A 19,625-nucleotide genomic window follows, 5' to 3' on the forward strand; every position below is an offset into this window, starting at 1 on the left:
TGGTCCGTTCAGGCCGCCATCGCCAGACGGCGACAGGGGAGGAAGCCCGGTGCGATTCCGGCGCGGTCCCGCCACTGTGAGCCCGGCCGCCACCACCGGCCGGGCGAGTCAGGAACTCCCTTCCCCGAGCACCCGGCCCTCCGCGGCCGGTTGCGGCGCCCGGCTTCCGAGCCTGCGTGGGGAGACCCCTCCGACACCGCCCGGGGCGTGGACACCCCGAGGAAGGCCTGACGCAGCATGATCCTGCTCCTGTCGACGTCCGACACCGACCTCCTGAGCGCCCGAGCGTCCGAGGGGCCGGTCAGCTACCGGTACGCCAACCCCTCCCGCGTCGACCTTGCCGGCCTCCCGGACCTGCTGGACGGCGTCGACCTCGTCGTCGTCCGTCTCCTCGGCGGCGTACGCGCGTGGCAGGAGGGGCTCGACGCGGTGCTGGCCACCGGGCGGCCGGTCGTCGTGCTGACCGGTGAGCAGGCTCCGGACGCGCAGCTGATGGCCGCCTCCACCGTGCCGATCGGCATAGCCGCCGAGGCGCACGCCTACCTCGCGCACGGCGGGCCCGCCAACCTGGAGCAGCTGGCCCGGTTCCTCTCCGACACCGTGCTGCTGACCGGCCACGGCTTCGAGCCGCCCGCCCCGGCCCCGGCGTGGGGCCCGCTGGAGCGGGCGGCCCGCGAGCTGCCCGAGGGGGCGCCGACGGTCGCCGTCCTCTACTACCGCGCCCACCACATGAGCGGGAACACCGCGTTCATCGACGCGCTGTGCAGGGCGGTGGAGGACGCCGGGGCCCGGCCGCTCCCGCTGTACGTCGCGTCTCTCCGTACGCCGGAGAGCGAGCTCATCGACGAGCTGCGCGCCGCCGACGCCATCGTGACCACCGTCCTCGCGGCGGGCGGCACCCGGCCGGCCGAGGCCTCGGCCGGGGGCGACGACGAGTCGTGGGACGCGGGCGCGCTGACCGGGCTGGACGTACCGATCCTCCAGGCGCTCTGCCTCACCAGCCCGCGCGCCGCGTGGGAGGAGAACGACGAGGGCGTCTCCCCGCTGGACGCGGCCACCCAGATCGCGGTGCCGGAGTTCGACGGGCGGCTGATCACGGTCCCGTTCTCGTTCAAGGAGATCGATGAGGACGGGTTGCCCGCGTACGTCGCCGACGCCGAGCGCGCGGCCCGCGTCGCCGGGATCGCCGTACGCCACGCGAAGCTGCGGAACATCCCGAACGCGGAGAAGAAGATCGCGCTCGTGCTCTCCGCCTACCCGACCAAGCACTCCCGGATCGGGAACGCGGTCGGCCTCGACACGCCTGCCAGCGCCGTGGCGCTGCTGCGCCGGCTGCGGGCCGAGGGGTACGACTTCGGGCCCGAGGCGGACATCCCGGGGCTGGTCTCCGGCGACGGCGACGAGCTGATCTACGCGCTGATCGAGGCGGGCGGCCACGACCAGGAGTGGCTGACCGAGGAGCAGTTGGCGCGCAACCCGGTCCGTATCCCGGCCGCCGACTACCGCCGCTGGTTCGCCACGCTCCCCGAGGAGCTGCGCGGTGCGGTGGAGGAGCACTGGGGGCCGGCGCCCGGTGAGATGTTCGTGGACCGGTCCGCCAACCCGGAGGGCGACATCGTCCTCGCGGCCCTGCGGCGCGGCAACCTCCTCATCCTCATCCAGCCGCCGCGCGGCTTCGGCGAGAACCCGATCGCGATCTACCACGACCCCGATCTCCCGCCCTCGCACCACTACTTGGCCGCCTACCGCTGGATCGCCGCCTCCGCCGACGACAACGGCTTCGGCGCGGACGCGATGATCCATCTGGGCAAGCACGGCAACCTGGAGTGGCTGCCGGGCAAGAACGCGGGCCTCTCCGCCGCCTGCGGCCCGGACGCCGCCCTCGGCGACCTGCCGCTCATCTACCCGTTCCTCGTGAACGACCCGGGCGAGGGTACGCAGGCCAAGCGGCGCGTCCACGCCACGCTGATCGACCACCTGGTGCCGCCGATGGCCCGCGCCGACAGCTACGGCGACATCGCACGCCTTGAGCAACTCCTCGACGAGCACGCCCAGATCGCGGCCATGGACCCGGCGAAGCTGCCCGCCATCCGCGCGCAGATCTGGACACTGATCCAGGCTGCCAAGCTCGACCACGACCTCGGTCTGGAGGACCGGCCGGAGGACGAGGGCTTCGACGACTTCATCATGCATCTCGACGGCTGGCTCTGCGAGATCAAGGACGTCCAGATCCGCGACGGCCTGCATGTGCTGGGCAACCCGCCCGCCGGGAACGACCGGGTCAACCTGGTCCTGGCCGTGCTGCGCGCCCGCCAGATCTGGGGCGGTACGGCGTCGCTGCCGGGGCTCCGCGAGGCGCTCGGTCTTGACGAGTCGGCGGCCACCCGTACCGCCGCCGACGAGATCGAGGAGCAGGCCCGCGCGCTGGTCCAGGCGATGGACGACGCCGACTGGGACCCGGCCGCCGTCGCCGGTGTCGCCGCCGGGCTGCCGGAGGCGGTGGCCGACATCCTCACCTTCGCGGCCACCGAGGTGGTCCCGCGCATGGCGGCCACGACCGACGAACTCACCCACGCAGTCCACGCGTTGAACGGCGGCTTCGTCCCCGCCGGCCCGTCCGGCTCGCCGCTGCGCGGCCTGGTCAACGTGCTGCCCACCGGCCGCAACTTCTACTCGGTCGACCCGAAGGCCGTCCCCTCCAAGCTGGCGTGGGAGACCGGTCAGGCCCTGGCGGACTCCTTGTTGACCCGCTACCGCACCGACAACGGCGACTGGCCCACCTCGGTCGGCCTCTCCCTCTGGGGCACCAGCGCGATGCGCACGGCGGGCGACGACATCGCGGAGGCGTTCGCGCTGCTTGGCATCCGACCCGTCTGGGACGACGCCTCGCGCCGCGTGACCGGCCTGGAGCCCATCCCGTACGAGGAGTTGGGCCGTCCCCGTATCGACGTGACGCTCCGCATCTCGGGCTTCTTCCGGGACGCGTTCCCGCACACGATCGGGCTGCTCGACGACGCCGTACGGCTGGCCGCCTCGCTGGACGAGCCCGCCGAGCAGAACTACGTACGGGCGCACGCCCAGGCCGACCTGGCCGAGCACGGCGACGAGCGCAGGGCCACCACCCGCATCTTCGGTTCCCGCCCCGGCACGTACGGCGCCGGGCTCCTCCAGCTCATCGACTCCCGCGACTGGCGCACCGACACCGACCTCGCCGAGGTTTACACGGTCTGGGGCGGGTACGCCTACGGCCGCGAGCTCGACGGCCGACCGGCCCGCGAGGAGATGGAGACCGCGTACAAGCGCATCGAGGTCGCCGCGAAGAACACCGACACCCGCGAGCACGACATCGCGGACTCGGACGACTACTTCCAGTACCACGGCGGCATGGTGGCCACCGTGCGCGCGCTCAAGGGCAAGGCCCCGGAGGCGTACATCGGGGACTCCACCCGCCCCGAGACCGTCCGCACGCGCACGCTCGTCGAGGAGACCTCCCGCGTCTTCCGCGCCCGGGTCGTCAACCCCAAGTGGATCGAGGCGATGCGCCGCCACGGTTACAAGGGCGCGTTCGAACTGGCCGCCACGGTCGACTACCTCTTCGGATACGACGCCACGACCGGCGTCGTCGCCGACTGGATGTACGACAAGCTCACCGAGACGTACGTGCTCGACCCGGAGAACCGCCAGTTCCTCCAGGAGGCCAACCCCTGGGCCCTGCACGGTATCGCGGAACGCCTGCTGGAGGCCGAGTCGCGCGGCATGTGGGCGAAGCCGGACCCGGCGGTGCTGGAAGCGCTGCGCCAGGTGTACCTGGAGACGGAAGGCAACCTGGAGGGCGAGGACTGACCCGCCTCACCCTCCCGTTCCCCTGCCGCCCCCTGCCCCGGCCCCTCCCCGACCGGCACCATCACGGTCATGGGACACCGGGCGACACCGGGGCAGGGGCAGCAGGGCACGGGTGAGGTCAACGCACCGAGTACGGGGGCCCGTTCGGGCGTGAGCAGGCTTTCCGCCGGGCTCCGCCTGGCTCCGTCTGGCTCTGCCGGGCTCCGTCTGGCTCCGCCGGGCTCCGTCTGGCGGCTGCCTCTTGCGTGACCGGCGCGGCGCTGGTGGTGCTGCTCTTGCGGGGGGAGCTGTTCACGTCCGGGGGCGACGGCGGGGGCGGGGGCGACGGCGGCCCGGCGAAACGGCTCTCCTCCTCCGCCTCCCGTACGTTCTCGACCTCCACCACCCTCTCCGTCCCTCGTCCTCCCTGCTCACCTTCGGGCGGATGCGGGCGACCGCGATGGAGCTGGAGTCCCGGATGGACACCGCGTACGTCACCGCGGTCACCATCGAGGACCACCGCATGGCGGTGCGCGGCGACTCGGCACTCCCACCCGGTGAGGCGGTGCACCTCCAGTCCCTCCCGTACGAACTCTTCCCCGGACTGGTCCGTGAGGCCCGCACCACCCTGGGGGTCCGCGCCCCCGGAAGCTGGCGCATCGACGTGACCCCGGGCACCGGCGCCGGGGTGGGGCCGAGGGTCCGGGCCACGATGACCGGCAAGAACGGCACGGCCCACCTGGACGCGTACGCGACGGGGCGGATCACGGACCGGCGGGCGCTGGGGGAGACGGGTTGGGCAGCTCGTGCCGTCGGCCCCCGGGGAGGGACCCCGGGGGCCGACGGCACGAGCGCGATGCCGGCAAGCCCCGTGTCGCAAGGCTCAGCTGGCGATGTTCAGTCGACTTCCCGTCGGTGTGCGGTGATCAGTTGGCGTTGACCAGGTGGTGGGCGGGGACCTTCACCGTACGGGCGCCCTTCTTGCCGCCCAGGATGACCTTGCGCAGCGCGCTGTTGTTCTTGTGGTTGGTCTCCTTGAGGCGGTTCTCCGGGTTGGCGAGGACCTGGATGTAGTACGTGCCGTTCGGCATGCCGGTGATGTCGAAGGACTGGCCGGGCAGGTCCTGGGTGTAGGTGTCACCGGAGCCGATGTCGAGCACCTCGCGGACGGAGATGGAGTTCTCCTGGCCGCACGCGGTGGACAGGTCGGTGTTGCCCGGGTGCCAGTTGGCGTTCTTCACCGTGTAGTCGACAGCGTCGGTGTTGGCGAGGCAGAAGGCCTCCTTGCCGCTGCGGACGGTCTCCTTCTGGTCGGCCTTCAGCAGCCGGTAGCTGGCGAAGTCCGTGAAGTGCCAGTGCTCGTGGCCGGGGCGCGGGTCCCACTCCATGGTTCCGGTCGGGGTGTAGCCGACCTGCTTGCCCTTGGCGTCGTAGAAGTACTGGTAGGCGTCCATCAGCTTCTTGCCCGGGGAGCGGAAGCCGTCCACGACGAGCTTGGCCGGGCCGGCGTTCCACACGTTGGCGCTGAAGGCGAGGTAGTCCTTGCCGGGCACGTCCTCGTAACCGTCGCTGACGGTGATGCCGTACGCGGGCAGCGAGCGCAGGTCGGGCTTGGGCACGGCGGGCACGGACGCCTTGCCCGTGGGCCGTTTGGCGTTGGGCAGCGCGCCCGGCGCCTGCCGCGACCCGTCGGTCTGCCCGGTCCGGTCACCGACCTTGGCGGCTGCGAAGGCGTGGCGCCCGTGAGCGTCCTTCCCGGCGTCCTGCTTCCCCGCGTCCTGCTTCCCGGCGTCCTGCTTCCCGGCGTCCTGCTTCTTGAGCGCCCAGGGGAGGGCGGGCGGAGCCGGGGCGTAGGGCCCGTGACCGACGTTGTACGTGGAACCGGCGCCGGTCGTCCGGGTGGCGGGGGCGTCGGTACGGGCGGGGGCGCCGTGGGCGCCGTGTCCCCCGTGACCGGAGGGGGCGGCCTGCGCGTGGCCCTTGTGCCCCGCGTGTCCGGAGGAGGCGGCCGGGGTGTGGCCCTTGTGCCCCGCGTGTCCGGACGCGGCGGACTTGGGAGCGGCGGTACGGGAGGCGGGGGACACACCCTCGCCCTCCTCCCAGCTGCGCTCGCGCACCACGACCTTGACGGTCTGGGGCTTGTTGGCGATCCCGAAGAGGTCCCGGTACTTCTTGGTCACGGAGATCTTGGCGGTGTACGTGCCGGCGGCCAGCTGGACCGGCTTGGAGTAGTACCCGGCATAGGTGTTGGACGCCCACCCGTTCTCCACGCCCCACACGGAGCCGAGGGTGAAGGGGTTGACCGGGCAGCTCTGCGGATACTTCGACTGGGCGGGGGCGTCGGGCCGCACGCGCCCGGAGGCGTTGTTCGGACAGAAGGCCTCGGTCTTGCTCAGCACGGTCTTGCCCGCCGCGTCGGTGACGGCGATCTGCGCGAAGTCCGGCAGCCCGGAGAAGTCCTTCACGAGCCCGGCGGGGAGCGCCTTGGTCGTGGTCTTCTTCCCGTTCCTGAGGATCTGCGAGGCGACGACCGGGTCCTTGTAGGACTTACGGGTCACCTTGAGCTCGAAGGCGCCGTTCTGGGAGGTCAGGTAGGTCCCGAGATCGAGATAGACCCCGGGCTCCTCCTTCCACGAGTCGAGCGTCACCGAGGTGGAGGCGGCGATCAGGCTGAGCTTCGGCCCCGGCTGCGCGGTCTTCGCGTCGGGCGCGGCGGCCACGACGCCCGCCGTCACGGCGACGGCCGCGGCGATGGCGATCGAGGGTCGGGTCAGGCGGCTGGTGCGGCCCGGCTGGGATCTGGTCATCATTCCTCGTACTTCCGGCTTCCGGGTGCGTGGCGGGACATGGACCAGCAGCACGGCCCAACTCAGCTGTGTCGACGCTGTGTCCGCCCTGTGAGAGGCCCTCGGGACGGATCAGGTTGTCTGCGACACCAGGACAACGCTCGGATGGCCGAAAGTGAGTTCATGGGCTGGGACGAGGCGTCGTCCGCCCGGTGCGGGAACAGTCAGGGACCGGTCCGCGCGCACGGACCGGCCCCTGAGCTGGCCCGGAGGCCGGTGGTTCCTTCAGCCGACCCACAACCCGGCGTCGACGACGCAGTTGTTCCACCACGGCGCCGCCTTCTGCCTGCCCTCGTTTAGGGAAAACCGTCTTGAGCGCGGCGAAGGCATCGAAATCCGTGTTCTCCTCGAACGGATTGTCACTTAACCCACACAGCGCCGAGTTCGACCTTCCGCGAGGTCTGAAGGGTCGTACTGAAGATCTTCTTGATCTGTTCGACACTGAGCGTGGTGTGGAGCCGAAGATCTTCTGCGGCCATGTGCCGTTCCTTCGCTGGAATCCGTCTTCTGTGCCGCCTGTTCCGCTACTTGCCGTCAACCGCACGGCGGGCGCGATTTCCGAGGGGGCTGATTTCCCTGTACAGGACCATGACCAGTGGTCCGGGCGGACCGAAAAGGACGGCGTGGCACGCAGGCCACGCGGGCGACCGGTGCGGAGATGGACGGAAAGCGACCGGGCGGGCACGGGGAACCCGGTTCGTGTCCGCGTTCGCTCTTCGGAGGACCGATGGTGCGGCCTAGGGGCGCCGCAGGCGTAGTTTTCAGCTCAGCGGGGGCCGGTGCGCAGGATGAACCACTGCGGGCATGAGCGAACTGAACAAGAAAGAGGACAACGAGCGCCGGTGGCTGGCCCAGGCCCCAGACTCCCCCTGCGGGGCAACCGCTTCGTCCCGAGGCGACTTGGGTACGGGCGCTCCCCACCCGTCACAGAGACACGCTAAATGATCAGTTGAAAGTCACTGCCGCTGCTCAACTGGGCCAGTATGCTGGTTGGTTGACGCTTGCGCGACTGCGGGAGCTGTACACAGTCAGAGGGGAGGTTGGTCGGTGGGAGCTAATGTTGCTGTCGCGTTGATCGGCGTCATTGCCACGTTCATCCCGGCTGGCTGGCGCGCATTCAGGCAACTGCTGCAATTACGCCGGTTGAACTCTGTGCAGGTCGATATCGCTGGCCACAAAGTAACCTTCGAGGTGGGAGGCCGAGATGCTCATTCTGTGAACCTAAATCTAGCCAACGCGAGCGAGGCGGCCCAGTTCGACAAATTTCTGAATGAGTACGACAGTAAGTCTTCCGGGCGTGATTCGTGATGATTCCCCCGCAGCGAAACGGAATTACTCAGAATGGGCCTGTCGTTCCAACCCCATTCAACGCCGATGCCCTCAAAGCCTCACTCGCTGGTGCTGGTGCCGGCATCACTATCGCCGCTTTTGTTGGCGAAAGCTACCAGGACAAGGCGGTGGGAAAAGCATTTTTGTACCTGGCTCCATTGATTGCAGTCCTGCTCTCGGCATTTTTTGAGTGGGGCCTCGTAAATCTGGAACTCGTGAGCCGGCGGAAAAAGGCAAGAATTCGCTACGCCTCAGTACAGGCCATGCTCAATGTGCAGAACCTGGATCCGGCCCGAAAGGCCGAGCTGGATCAGGAGCAAATAGAAATCGAGAACGAGGCCCTTCGATGGGGCTTTACGCTCACCTGAAGTTCGGCGGGAGGGCTCTGGACTGGAGCCGCCTTGAGGCGAGTGTTTTCCCTGTCATGCCTGGTGCCGCCAGCGCACCGCCGGGCGGGACCGCCGCCGGCGAAGAGATGACGGCGGCCCCCGCCGCACAGGCGACGCGCCTCCGCGCGGCCCAACGCCGGATCGCCACAAGCCCGAAGGCAGAGCACCTGGGGATTGCAGTCCGAACAGAACCACGACGACCACGGCTGTGACCGCCTGTTGGAGCCTTTCCGGGAGGTAGCAACCTGGCAATCCTCTATCCGGTGACGCCGAACCCCAGTGCGCACCGTAGAACCTTGAGATGCTGAGAGCACCAAGACGCACAGGGGGGGGCACGGCGCAGATCAAGTGCGATCGGTGCGGCCACGAACGGATGCGGTTCCGTCCTGGCGGTGGCGTGGAGTGCGTGAGGTGCGTGCCGAACCGCAGCGACCGGCGTGGCACCGATCACGAGATCTGGGGGTTCCTGGGGCACCTCGCCGGGAGGATGCTGCTCGCTCTCCCCAGGCCACGCGGGCGCCGCCGGCCGAATACATCGGTGCCGACCCTGGCGAACGGCGGCGACTCTCCGGTGTGGAACCGCATCCAGCGCGGACGCTGACTACAGCGTGGTTTCGAGGTGCACCCGCCCAACTCGGCAGCACTGGCGCAGCCAACAGATTTACCGTGGGCGCCATGCAGGACCCGTGATCTGCCGTTTCTCCGTCAGCTGGGTCTCTGGGGAGACGTCTGGGAGCAATCCCCTCGACTTCGTGCCGCTACTCCTCAACCACCTGGTGGCCGATGCACTGCTGCCGGGGACACCGCTCGGCCGGTCCCGGTGTCGACGACCGCTGAGTGCTCTGGCATCTCCGCCTCCGAGAGGGCTGACCAAGCAGCAAGAGCCAGATGGGTCAGACCCGGTAGTGATTGCGCATGGATGGCACCTCGAGAGCGGCTCCGTGCGAGGTTTCGCGGCTGCCAGCCGCCGGACGTGCCCCGTCGGCGACTGTTCAACGGCGGGGCAGTTGCCACCTGCACGTTCTCGCCGGCAATGACGCCGGGGGCAGAGGCCGCCGGGGCGGCGCCGGTTGGGTGGTCGCGTACGAGACGCTGGAGGTGTGCTGCCGCGGGGTGGCGTCCATCGGCGCTCAATCGCTCCAGCACGGCGGTGAAGCGGCCTTGCCAGACCATCGCATGACGGACGGCGACAGCCCGGGACGAGGAATCGGTGGCCAAGCGCAGGGCGGCCTCGGTCTCCGCCAAGCGGGCGAGGTCGGCCCGCTCGGCCTGCCCGCCCCGAGCGAGCCAGCAGGCCACCTGTTCCCCAAAGAGCGTCCAGTGACCGGTCCCGGCCGTCTCCACCACGGCCACACCGGCCTCTGCCGCAGTCCTGCTCAGTGCTTCCGGTAACACCTGGCCCCTCCCACTCGGTCTTCGGTTCGTCGGCACGATAGTTATCGGTGCGGTCGGCAGGGGGAACCACGGAAATCATGCGATCCGGAACCCGAGATTTCGCATCTCCGGAGGATCGGGGTGCGGAATCGGTGTCAGAGGGATCCTTGCACGTCGAACGCCTGATTCCGGGCCGCAGTCACAGCACGGGGTCATGGGATGCGCATCGGTTTCCCGAGCCCGAACATAAGGAGGAAACATGAAACTTCGCTTTACCCGGCTGAACGACGCGCGTTCGTGCCAGAATCTTCTTCAGGAGGCGGCCGAGGGATAATTCGGCCGCACAGGGTGTTGGAAAGGTGAGGGTATGGACGTCCCGTTACGTTTCGGTGCGGAGCTGCGTCGGCTGCGTGAGGACGCGGGAATGACGCTCAAGCAGCTGGCGGAAGTTACGACCTACAGCACCGGGCATCTCTCCAAGATCGAGCGGGGTGTGAATCCCCCCACGATGAATCTGGCCCAGTGCTGTGACGCCTACTTCAATGCCGGCGGACGGTTGCGCCGACTGTTCTCCGCGGAGGATCAATCTGCCGGAAGCAGGCCGAGGCCGGCGCGGCGCCGGGTGATCGTCACGGGGGTGAGCTCCCTGCTCGCCGCCCGCATGGCGGACGGGGGTGGGACCGGTCATGTCGGCGACCAGGACCTGCCGCCGGACGCCCTGTTCCGGGAACAGCTGCACCAGATGAAGAGGCTGGGCCAGAGCCTGGCGCCCGCCGCGATGCTGCCCGTCCTCCGCTCACAGGCCTCCACCGTCACGACGCTGGCCTCCCGCACCACCGGACCCTCCCGGGCCGGCCTGCTCATCACCGCCTCCCGCTTCGCCGAGTACATCGGGTGGATGGCCCAGGAGAACGGGGACGCGACCACCGCGTTGCGCGCCACGGCTGAGGCGGTGGAGCTGGCGCAGGCCGGTGGGGACACGGATCTGGCGGACTATGCGTTGGTCCGCCGGGCGCTCGTCACCTATTACGACGGGGACGCTCCCCGGACGATCGCACTCGCCCGACAGGCTCAGCGCAGCGCCGCGCCCCCGAGGGTCAGAGGACTGGCGGCCCAGCGCGAGGCCCAGGGCCATGCCCTCGCCGGTGACGAAAGGGCCTGCGGAAGAGCGCTGGAACGCGCGCGCGATCTCCTGGCGGCCGACGTGGATCCGTCGGTCGGCCCGATGCTCGGCACCACCCAGCTCAAGGACCCGGTCTCGATGGTGGAGGGGTGGTGTCTCCACGACCTGGGCCGTCCCCGGCAGGCTGCCGACGTGCTGGAGCGCCAGTGCCGGCGCATCGCACCCCACGCACTGAACACCCGTGCGCGGTACGGCCTCCGGCACGCTTTGGCACTCGCCGCATCGGGTGAGATCGAGCGATCCTGCGAAACGGCCCGCGAACTGCTGGCCTTCATGAGTGTCGTTCCCTCGGCCACCGTCCGCACGGACGTGCGTCGGCTGGACCGTGAATGGTCACGGTTCCGTGGAAACCCGGCGGTGCGCGGGCTCCGGCCCGCACTCGCCAACGTACTCGGCGCCGGTCGCTGAGGGCTGTTTCCGGCCACAGGAGTCTCGGCCGCACAGTAATTCGGCCGCTTTTCGTCATGCCGGGCAGTTTCTCCGGCTCGGGCCCTACGGGCCTTCGGCATCCCATCGGCATCGTTTTGCCTTTCCGTCGCGCATGGGAACATCACACAGAAACGGAATTCCGCGTGCCTTTGATCTTCGTGAATTACCGGACCAATGACGAGGAGGCCACCGCCACACTCGTGGAAAGGGAACTCTCCCGGGTATTTGGCAATGAGAATGTCTTCCGGGCGAGCAAGTCCATCCGGTTGGGAAGCCGGTTCCCCCAAGAACTGCTCACCGCGGTCCGGCGCAGCAGCGTGTTGTTGGCCGTCATGGGACCCCGCTGGCAGGAGCAGGAAGGCCCCGGCGGCCGGAGTCCTCTGCAGGACGAGGACGACTGGACCCGGCGGGAGATCAGGGAAGCGCTCGAGACAGGGGCCGTGGTCATCCCTCTGCTGGTCGGTGGCGCGAAGAGGCTGCGCATCGACGATCTTCCCGGCGACATCGAGGCCCTGGCCTCCTGCCAGTACCGTCGGCTCAGCCACCGCAACGCGGACGCCGACCTGACGGGGCTGGCCGACGACCTCGTTGAGCTGCTGCCCGAACTGGGGGCCGCCGCGCGGAGCAACGGCTACCGGACCCGTTCGGCACTGTCGGCCGACGACCACGCCACCGACAGGGACGGGGCCGGAGACGCTCGGATGCAGGCCAGGGTGATCAAGCACCGCCAGCGCGGGGGGATCGGCAATCTCAACGGGGACTTCTCCGGAACGTTCGTCAGCGAGCCCCAGGGCCCGGTCCACACCGGGAGCGGGCACCTGTATCAGGCGCGTGAGCAGTACCTGGGCCCGCGCATCTCCGGCGACGGAGGCAACGTGCAGTACGTGGGCGAAAACCATGGGGAAGTCCGGCAGAGGGCGGACCGGAACGGGCGGCCTGTGGACGAGGAACGGTGACCGGCACGGGTGACACGGGTGGCACGGGCGGCACGTCGATCAGTGACCCGCAGGGACCGGTGCACAGCGGTGACGGTGACCAGAACAACACCTACTACTACTCGATCGGCCTGCGAGAACCCCTGATCAGGGCCGGAGTCGATCGGCTGGAGATCGTACGTGAGCACCGGCGGCGGCTCGCCAAGTGCTTCGTATGGCCGGGCGGATACGCCCGAGCGGCCGACCGGCTGGCGCGGCCCGGTGCGGTGGTGCTCCTGGAAGGCGCGCCCGGGATCGGCCGGCGCTCCGCGGCGACCATGCTGTTGGTGGAGGCGTCGGTGCCGGGCAGCCGCATCGAGGAACTGCCCACGGTCAGAGAGGAGGAGCCCCTCGACCCGTCGCCGGACGACCGCTTTCTGCTGGACCTGTCGAGCATCGGCGACAGCGACTACCCGGCTGCTCAGCGCACGCTCATGTCCTACCGCGCGCTGGTCGAGGAGAGCGGTGCCCGGCTGGTCGCCGTAACTCCGTCCGGCCTGGAATGGATGCTCGATGCGGAACTCGCCCCCTGGGCCGTGCGCCTCGAACGGCCGAGCGGGCGGGCGGTCTTCAGCCGGCATCTGAGGGTGCGGGGCGCGAGGTTCGAGCACGAGCAGCTGGACCACGGCGACCTGCCCCATCTGTTCGGGACCGCTCCCATGCGGGAGCTGGACCGCCTGGCGGGCCTGGTGGTCCAGGCCCGGGACCGGGCCGGCCGCGGCACGAATTTCGAGCACTGGCGGGACGAGGCCGTGGCCGCCGCGACCAACTGGTCGCAGCAGGTGGCCGGAGACCTGCGACAGCATCGAGGCGCAGAGGAACGAGCACTACTGCTCGCGGCTAGCATGACGAGTGACGGACCGGCGGACACGGTGCTGAGCGCCGCGCACAGCCTCCTGGGCGTCCTGGGGCACCCTCAGGACGAAACGCCCAGACTGGCCCGGGCGGGTCTGGGCGAGCAGTTCGAGGAACTGTCCCTCGCCCGGGAGGACGACGGGCGGGTGCGATTCGTCCGGCTCGCTTACGACGACGCGGTCAGACGGCACTTCTGGGAGAACTTTCCCGATCTCCGCGCGGACTTCCGGGACTGGGTAGGCGAATGCATGGAGCTTCCCGGCCTCGGGGCGGAGGACCGCGCGCGCCTGGTTGCCCGCTTCGCGGCACAGGCCTTGCGGACCGACCGACCCGATGATCTGCACCTGCTCATCGAGAAATGGACCCACCCCTCGGCAGAGGGCCGGCTGCGGGCCGAGGCCGCGGCGGCGCTCGAACTGGGCCTCAGCCACGAACGGTACGGGTCGCGGTTCCGCTCGCACGTCTACCAGTGGGTGACGACGGCGCGTATAGCACCCGATCTTGCGCGAGTGCTGACGGTCGTGTGCCGGCAGGTGATGGCCGTCACCCATCCGGAGCAGGCCATGGTCCGGCTCAGGCATCTCGCGCTGCGGCAGGAGAACCCCGAGGACATCAAGGCGGCGGCCCGCTCCGCCCTCCTGGAGCTGGCGCGCGGCAACCGCCAGCTGTACGGGCGGCTGGTGCACCGCCTTCTGCCGCAGGCGAGACCGGCGGACGGCCGCCTGGAGGTACTTCTGGCACTGCTCGACCCTGCCGAACTGCGCGTCCACCCGCCTTGGCAGGCGTTCGTCTTCGCCTGGCGGGCCGTGATGGCGGGGAAGCCGGCGCGCGTCTGGGCCCCGTCGGTGCAGTGCTGGCTCGCCGCCCTGACGCTGCGGCAGGCGGGGGAGGAGGTCCTGAACGCGTTGCTGCTCGCCGCCTATGGAGACCGGGACCTGCTGAACCAGCTCTATGTGACGACGTGCGATTGGACCGAGTCGGAGCCCGCCGACATGCCTGAGGGACTCCGGACCCAGCGCGACGACCGCGTGCGGACCGCCGACCGGTTCTGCCGGGAAATCGACCTTGCACAAGGAGTCGGAGGCCTCGCCTCGGCTTCGGGTGCACGAGGGACAAGGGAAGGACCATGAATACCCAGCACATCACGCGCCTAGTGTCCGGCGGAGCCGTTGTCACCGCCCTGGCGGTGGGAATCGCGCTCGGCAGTCCGCCCTGGGTGTGGTTCCTCCTGCCTGCGCTCATCGCCGGTGCTTTGCTGATCGATATGCGGGTGTCTCGTGCGGAGGGCGTGCGTCCCACGACTCCGGGCCCGGGCCTGGATGAGTCTGTTCCCGAGCCTCCGACCGAAGTCCCTTACCAGGAGACGTCGATCGTGGTGGTGCCCGTCCAGAGCGCCGTCGAGGACTGCCCCTTCCTGTTCTCCGCCTCCGTCTGGTGGCGGCCCGCCGGGAGGTTCGCCCCCTCGTCGCACGGCAACCCGGCCGCCTTGGCCGCGACATCCGTCCTGCAGCGTGTGGAGAGCGTGACACTGACCGAGAACCCCGGCCGGTGCACGTTCCTGGAGCGCTCACTGGAGGGAGTGCTGGGAACACCGGTCCTCGACGGTTCGGGGCTGGTGGAGGCCTTCGCCACGGACATCCGGCTGGTCCTGCGACCCATGGACCGGGAGCACCTGGAAGAGCTGGACGGGCTGCGCAAGGCCATGGGCAGCTGGGAGAGCCGGCGGCAGCACGAGCGCAACCTCCGGGAGTACCTGGGGGAGGACGTTCTACGGAGTCCCGGCAACGCGGTGGTCTGGTGGATGGCCCGCCACGACGACCAGATCGAGCGTGCGGTGGACATGATCGCTCCTCTGACGGTCCTGTCCGCCGCCGCCAACGACGAGGAGATTCCCGAGAAGTACCGGGACCTGTTCCGGGGCCGCGGGAAGCCGGTGGAAGAGGAGCCGATGAGCGGATTCGACCACCCTCAGCCGGGCGGTGGGCAGACCCCGCCGGGCCATGGCCCGATCCGTCCGGCAGCGGGACAGGAACCTCCGGCCGATCTCCTGGCCGCCTGGCTGGACAGCGAGGGGTTCACCGAGGGGTCGGCAGAGACCAGGGTGTTCCTGGACCGCCTCGCGCGTACGTCGGACGCGGCGGGCCGGCCGGAGGCCGCGGAGAACATCCGCAGGCACATGCGCCAAACCGACCACGAGGACAGGCGCCCTCCTGTCGACCCCTCGGAGACCGGTACGGAGGACCCGCCGCCGGCCACACCCGCCTCCCGGTCGGCGCCCCAGCACGGCGGAGACGCGGTCGGCCACCCGGCCGACGCGGCGGAACCGTCGAGCACCGGGAGGCGGCCTACGGCATCGGAAGGCACGGCCGCCGAAGTGGACTGCCCCAACCGACAGTTCGACCCCCGCGCATGGGCGCAGAGCGGCCCTGGCCCGGAATGGCCCGGGGGTGAGCGATGAGCCCGTGCCCGTCCCCCGATGTCTTCAGCCGCATCTGCAGGTCCGTGGAGCAGCGGTACGCCCAGGGGCAGCCGCTGTGCAGTGGTTCGGACGCAGCCATGGAGCCGCACTGCGGTCGAGCGGGCATCTCGCTCGACGACCTGCGCTCCCAGGCCCTCCGGACAGGGCCGGGCCACCCCGACCGGATCGCTCACTGGCGGCACATTGTCGGCCACATCCGGCAGGACCCGGAGGACAAGGATGAGGGCGGACGGAGTTGGACGCTTGTCGCTGTGTGGCTGCTCGCGCCCCGCTTGAGGGGAGCGGCGTACTCGCTCTCCCGCCGCACCGGTGCCGAGCACGCCGACGTGTGTTCCAACTTGCTGCAAGGGATGTTGGAGGGTGTACGAACCCTTGGCCGGGCGGACGCGTCGCTCGCTGAGCAGCACCTGGTCGACGCGGCCTTCGCCGCCGGGTGGCGGACGGGCCGTCGCAGTCCGGAGGAGACCCCGGTGGGGGAGTGGGGAACGGTGCAGGAGCCGGAAGGGCCCGATCCGCTGACGATCGCGGCCGGTGAAGTCGTACGCGTCGAGGGGATGTCCAGGACCCTCGCCCAGCAGGCACAGGGCGAACGGCTGGGCTCGCTGGCGTACCGACTGGGCCTGTTGGACCATGTGCGCCAGGTACGTCAGCGTGGGCGCCGCCGAGCGAGCCCTCGCGTCCAGACGGCAGTGAGCGAACAGTTGGGCCTGTTCGGAATGCGGGGGCCCGCCCGATGAAGCGCCATCATGATGAGTCCGTCGCCTTTTCCGCCGTGTTCGGACTTCCGGCGGAGGTGGGGATGCGCATGGCGGCGGACGCGCTGAGCCTGGGTCTAAGCACGGCGTACAAGCGTGCGAGAAGCGACGAATTCCCTTGTCCGTTACGGAAAGTCGGGCGTCGGTACGTCGTGAGGTTGACGGACCTGATGCGAGCTCTCGGCATCCAGGACGTGCGCGTGCACTACGACGACTTCGAAGCGGGTGCGCGCATCGCGCGTGGTCGGTCCGACACCTGGTACTGAGCGGAGGAGGGGGCCGGGGCGCACGGGCGGGGCCGTGCACCACCCCGGCCCCTTTCGCACCGCTACCCTGGCAGTCGAATCCCGTTCACGGCGGCGTCGAAGACGAAGGCGGAACTTGTCCGACTGGGCGCTCGGTGCGGACAGGTAGACCACGTACTGGGTCCCGTCGGCGCTGGTGAACGCCAGTTTCGCCGCGCAGAAATCGCCTAGGCCGCTTTCGATCTCCGCTGGGTCGTCGAACGCCTCCGCATCCGTTGGGAACGACCAGCAGACATACACGAAGCTTCTCCCAAACTCGCCTGCTGGCTCATCGCCCACCGACAGATCAGCTCATGGAGTCAGCCACTGTGAGTGATGGAGAGTGACGTCCTGTGCCTCAGCCGAGTCGCCATCGTACGAAATCGTTTGCCTTACCAGCTCATGATCGCTACAGGCAGGGGAAAGCATCGTCGGTGAGTCCGGATTATCCAATGGCGAGGCGACCGTGTAATGGTTCGTTTACGTTAGCCGAGTCGGACGGATACATCGCCAAAGCGAGCTGCGGAGCCGGACAGCGAGTTTCTCGAGAGAATCGCCGGCTCTTTCTGGGATCAGGTAAGGGATGTGATCAACGAGTGGTGGTCGCACCTTCCGGCCCAGTCTCGACCCGGCCTGATCCCGTTCGATCGACGCGTAGGAAGGGTGCTGCGAGCATCCGCCGCCCGAGCGCTCTTCATTGTTCCGGTCGCGCGTGAAGGTTGAGAAGCGCTGTTCTACGAGGGGAAAGTCCACGTCAGTGACCTGGCCGAAGACGTTTTACGTCCGTCGGCTGCGGTTGGACGGCCGAAGCGGCAGGTGCTCCCGTCTTCGTCGTCAGAAGGTCGGTGCGAGCACTACGGGGTTGCCGCGCTCCGAGCTCGCTGGCTGGCTGATTGGCTCGGCGGTGGCGGTCCGTAGGCGCCAGACCGGGACTTCGGCTGGCCGGTCCGCAGTGTCGAGTTCCCGTTGCCCGGACAGGTCGGCCAAGGTCTGGCGGGGCGGTGTGCCGGCGGACTCGGCTCGGGCGAGGGCGGTGGACAGCGCGGGCCTAGCCGGGTCGGCGGGGATGCGGTGTGCGTGCTCGGGGATCGTGGCTCGGACGGCTGCGGCGAGCCTGGGGACTCGGGGCGCGTGCGGTGAGCTGGGCGAGGGCCGGCTGGGCGGCGTGCTGTTGGGCGGATTGGAGGTGGACGAGGGACTGCTGGGTGGCTGGCTCATGCTGCGCGTGACCGGGCTGGGCGTGTCACGTGGTGAGGGTGATGAGCAGGAAGACGGCGGAGGCGAGCGCCGCGGCGAGGAAGTCGCCGTCCTTGGCGGTAGGTGCGGTCAGCAGCGTTCTTCCGGCCTGGCGCAGGGCGTCGGCGGCCCGGTGCTCGGCTCGGGTGGCGGAGCGGTTGGCGCGGTTGAAGGCGATGGCTGCCGCTTGCAGTTCTGCCCGGGGCTGGCGCGGCGCCGAGACTGCGGTGTTGTGCGGCAGCTCGGCGAACGCCGCGCCCTGAGCCTGTACTGGGCGTCGGTCTCCTATTCTGCCGTTCCGCTGTTGGCCCTGGTGACGAGGTTGTAGGCGGCGCGCAGCTCCCCATCGGCGTGCCGCCAGGAGTCGCCTGCGTCCGCACAGCTCGTGTGCAACGCCGTGGCCTGCCCCGCAACCTTGTCATCCGCCGGGCCGAAGCGCTCGCGGAGCCGGTTCAGGGACGGGTCTGGCGCGAGTGCGGAGCCGCTGTAGAAGACGGGCTCGCCCTTGGTGTCGGTGTCGTCGGCGGTGGCGAGGCTGTAGCCGGTCACCTCTCCGGTGACGGGATCGAGATGGGGGACGAGGGCCCCGGCACATGCATGTCACCGGACCCATGCTGAAGCCGGACCCATGCTGAAGAACGTCGCGCAGCAAGCCGGGGACGCACTCCGGGGTACCGCGCCGGAGGCGAGCGAAAAGGTCGGAGATGTCCGAACGAGGGCCCCTCGGACCGCAACTGAGACGGAAACTGAGACGGAAGATCACGAAGAGCCCACCGCCTAGCGGCGCGTGACCGAGACCGGTCCGACTCGGGCCAGCACGCGAAGAAGGCCCTGACCAGTCGAAACGGGTCAGGGCCTTCTTCGTATTGCCCGGTGAGAGCAATGGCGGAGGATACGAGATTCGAACTCGTGAGGGGTTGCCCCCAACACGCTTTCCAAATGTTCGTACGCCCGTCCGGAGGGGGTCGTATGTGTCCTGACCTGCGGTGGAGAGGGCGGTCGGCGGCGCGGCGGACTGTCCCGGACGAGGGCGAATGAGACCAGTACTGAGACCACAGTGCCAGGGGTGGCTGTGTGGTCTCGCGTATATCGGCACGTGCGTTCGATGGGATCGATACGCTGCTGCAGCTCTACATACCTGGCACGCGCGGTCCTTGGAGAGACATGCCCCGCTACGTTCGCGTCAAGATCGTCACTCCCGAGATGGAGGCTGCGGAGCGAAGAGCAGGGCGTCGGCTTGCGCTCATCTTCTTGCCTAGCCTGGTCCTGATCGGCGCCCTCCTGTATGGCTGGGCCTGTCAGGCATTCGGCTTGGGGCGCGGTGACGTAGCGCTGGTGTTGCAGGGCACGCTGCTGATGGCCATCAGCAGCCTTCTTCTCCCCTTCCTGGACAAGTGGTGGACCGGCCGCAGCTACCAGCTTTGGAGAGCCGTCGCAGGTTTCTGCGGACCGACGGTACTCACCGTGGTGCTGGTCTACCTCCTCCCAGCCTTGAAGGACCAGTAGGGGCCGCTCCTGGATGGGAGGGGTACTCGCCCGGTTCCTTGAATTCGCCCTCGCCGGGCGGGCTTGACGCCCCCGATGGGGCCATCGGACGCCGCGACATGATCGTGGGATCGGTGGGAACCGGCGTGGCCGACCCTGGCGTGTTGTGGGCTGACGCCAGGTGT

The 19,625-nt window shown here is 69.3% G+C and carries 13 protein-coding genes, 1 pseudogene and 1 riboswitch; of the genes and pseudogenes, 12 read left to right on the top strand and 2 right to left on the bottom strand.

Annotation, left to right across the window (positions count from 1 at the left end; all coding sequences use genetic code 11):
• Positions 1-38: 38 nt before the first annotated feature.
• Positions 39-118: riboswitch (cobalamin riboswitch) on the top strand.
• Positions 119-237: 119 nt separating this feature from the next.
• Together cobN and ACIQAK_RS12305 are read left to right on the top strand one after the other, a co-directional pair.
• Positions 238-3,843, top strand: a complete 3,606-nt coding sequence (gene cobN, locus ACIQAK_RS12300; protein WP_366391718.1) for a cobaltochelatase subunit CobN — start codon at positions 238-240, stop codon at positions 3,841-3,843.
• A 424-nt stretch (positions 3,844-4,267) separates the two neighbouring features.
• Positions 4,268-4,762, top strand: coding sequence for a hypothetical protein (locus ACIQAK_RS12305; RefSeq protein ID WP_366391719.1), 495 nt, complete (start codon positions 4,268-4,270; stop codon positions 4,760-4,762).
• Here the strand turns inward: ACIQAK_RS12305 and ACIQAK_RS12310 are convergent.
• Positions 4,749-6,632 carry a lysyl oxidase family protein gene (locus tag ACIQAK_RS12310; protein ID WP_366391720.1) on the bottom strand — a complete coding sequence of 628 codons (1,884 nt, stop codon included), beginning with the start codon at positions 6,630-6,632 and terminating at the stop codon, positions 4,749-4,751. The two genes, ACIQAK_RS12305 and ACIQAK_RS12310, sit on opposite strands and share 14 nt — an antisense overlap.
• Before the next feature lie 1,083 nt (positions 6,633-7,715).
• Between ACIQAK_RS12310 and ACIQAK_RS12315 the strand changes: the two genes are divergently transcribed.
• The 9 genes and pseudogenes from ACIQAK_RS12315 to ACIQAK_RS12355 all read left to right on the top strand — a co-directional run bounded on the left by ACIQAK_RS12315 (position 7,716) and on the right by ACIQAK_RS12355 (position 18,283).
• Positions 7,716-7,976 (top strand): hypothetical protein, encoded by a 261-nt coding sequence (locus ACIQAK_RS12315; RefSeq protein ID WP_366391721.1) that lies wholly within the window; start codon positions 7,716-7,718, stop codon positions 7,974-7,976.
• Positions 7,973-8,365: a hypothetical protein gene (locus ACIQAK_RS12320; RefSeq protein ID WP_366391722.1), complete on the top strand. Its 393-nt coding sequence runs from the start codon at positions 7,973-7,975 to the stop codon at positions 8,363-8,365. The genes ACIQAK_RS12315 and ACIQAK_RS12320 overlap by 4 nt, the downstream gene beginning before the upstream one ends.
• Positions 8,366-10,127: 1,762 nt before the next feature.
• On the top strand, positions 10,128-11,351 hold the full coding sequence (locus ACIQAK_RS12325; protein ID WP_366391723.1) for a helix-turn-helix transcriptional regulator: 1,224 nt from the start codon (positions 10,128-10,130) through the stop codon (positions 11,349-11,351).
• Between the two features lie 164 nt (positions 11,352-11,515).
• The gene (locus ACIQAK_RS12330; RefSeq protein WP_366391734.1) at positions 11,516-12,328 is read left to right on the top strand and encodes a toll/interleukin-1 receptor domain-containing protein; all 813 of its coding nucleotides are present in this window, start codon (positions 11,516-11,518) and stop codon (positions 12,326-12,328) included.
• Positions 12,325-14,331, top strand: coding sequence for a hypothetical protein (locus ACIQAK_RS12335; protein WP_366391724.1), 2,007 nt, complete (start codon positions 12,325-12,327; stop codon positions 14,329-14,331). Before ACIQAK_RS12330 ends, ACIQAK_RS12335 begins: the two co-directional genes overlap by 4 nt.
• Positions 14,328-15,659, top strand: coding sequence for a hypothetical protein (locus tag ACIQAK_RS12340; protein ID WP_401369886.1), 1,332 nt, complete (start codon positions 14,328-14,330; stop codon positions 15,657-15,659). Before ACIQAK_RS12335 ends, ACIQAK_RS12340 begins: the two co-directional genes overlap by 4 nt.
• On the top strand, positions 15,656-16,417 hold the full coding sequence (locus tag ACIQAK_RS12345; protein WP_366391726.1) for a hypothetical protein: 762 nt from the start codon (positions 15,656-15,658) through the stop codon (positions 16,415-16,417). Before ACIQAK_RS12340 ends, ACIQAK_RS12345 begins: the two co-directional genes overlap by 4 nt.
• Positions 16,418-16,926: 509 nt before the next feature.
• A pseudogene (locus ACIQAK_RS12350) lies at positions 16,927-17,052 on the top strand (IS5/IS1182 family transposase); the annotation flags it as partial.
• Positions 17,053-17,905: 853 nt separating this feature from the next.
• Positions 17,906-18,283, top strand: a complete 378-nt coding sequence (locus ACIQAK_RS12355; protein ID WP_401847961.1) for a hypothetical protein — start codon at positions 17,906-17,908, stop codon at positions 18,281-18,283.
• Here the strand turns inward: ACIQAK_RS12355 and ACIQAK_RS12360 are convergent.
• On the bottom strand, positions 18,241-18,504 hold the full coding sequence (locus tag ACIQAK_RS12360) for a hypothetical protein (protein ID WP_401847962.1): 264 nt from the start codon (positions 18,502-18,504) through the stop codon (positions 18,241-18,243). The genes ACIQAK_RS12355 and ACIQAK_RS12360 overlap by 43 nt on opposite strands.
• Before the next feature lie 615 nt (positions 18,505-19,119).
• Between ACIQAK_RS12360 and ACIQAK_RS12365 the strand changes: the two genes are divergently transcribed.
• Complete coding sequence (locus tag ACIQAK_RS12365) at positions 19,120-19,461, top strand: hypothetical protein (RefSeq protein ID WP_366392689.1); 342 nt, start codon at positions 19,120-19,122, stop codon at positions 19,459-19,461.
• Positions 19,462-19,625: the final 164 nt, after the last annotated feature.

This window comes from Streptomyces sp. NPDC088706 (assembly GCF_044752765.1).
Lineage (GTDB): Bacteria > Actinomycetota > Actinomycetes > Streptomycetales > Streptomycetaceae > Streptomyces.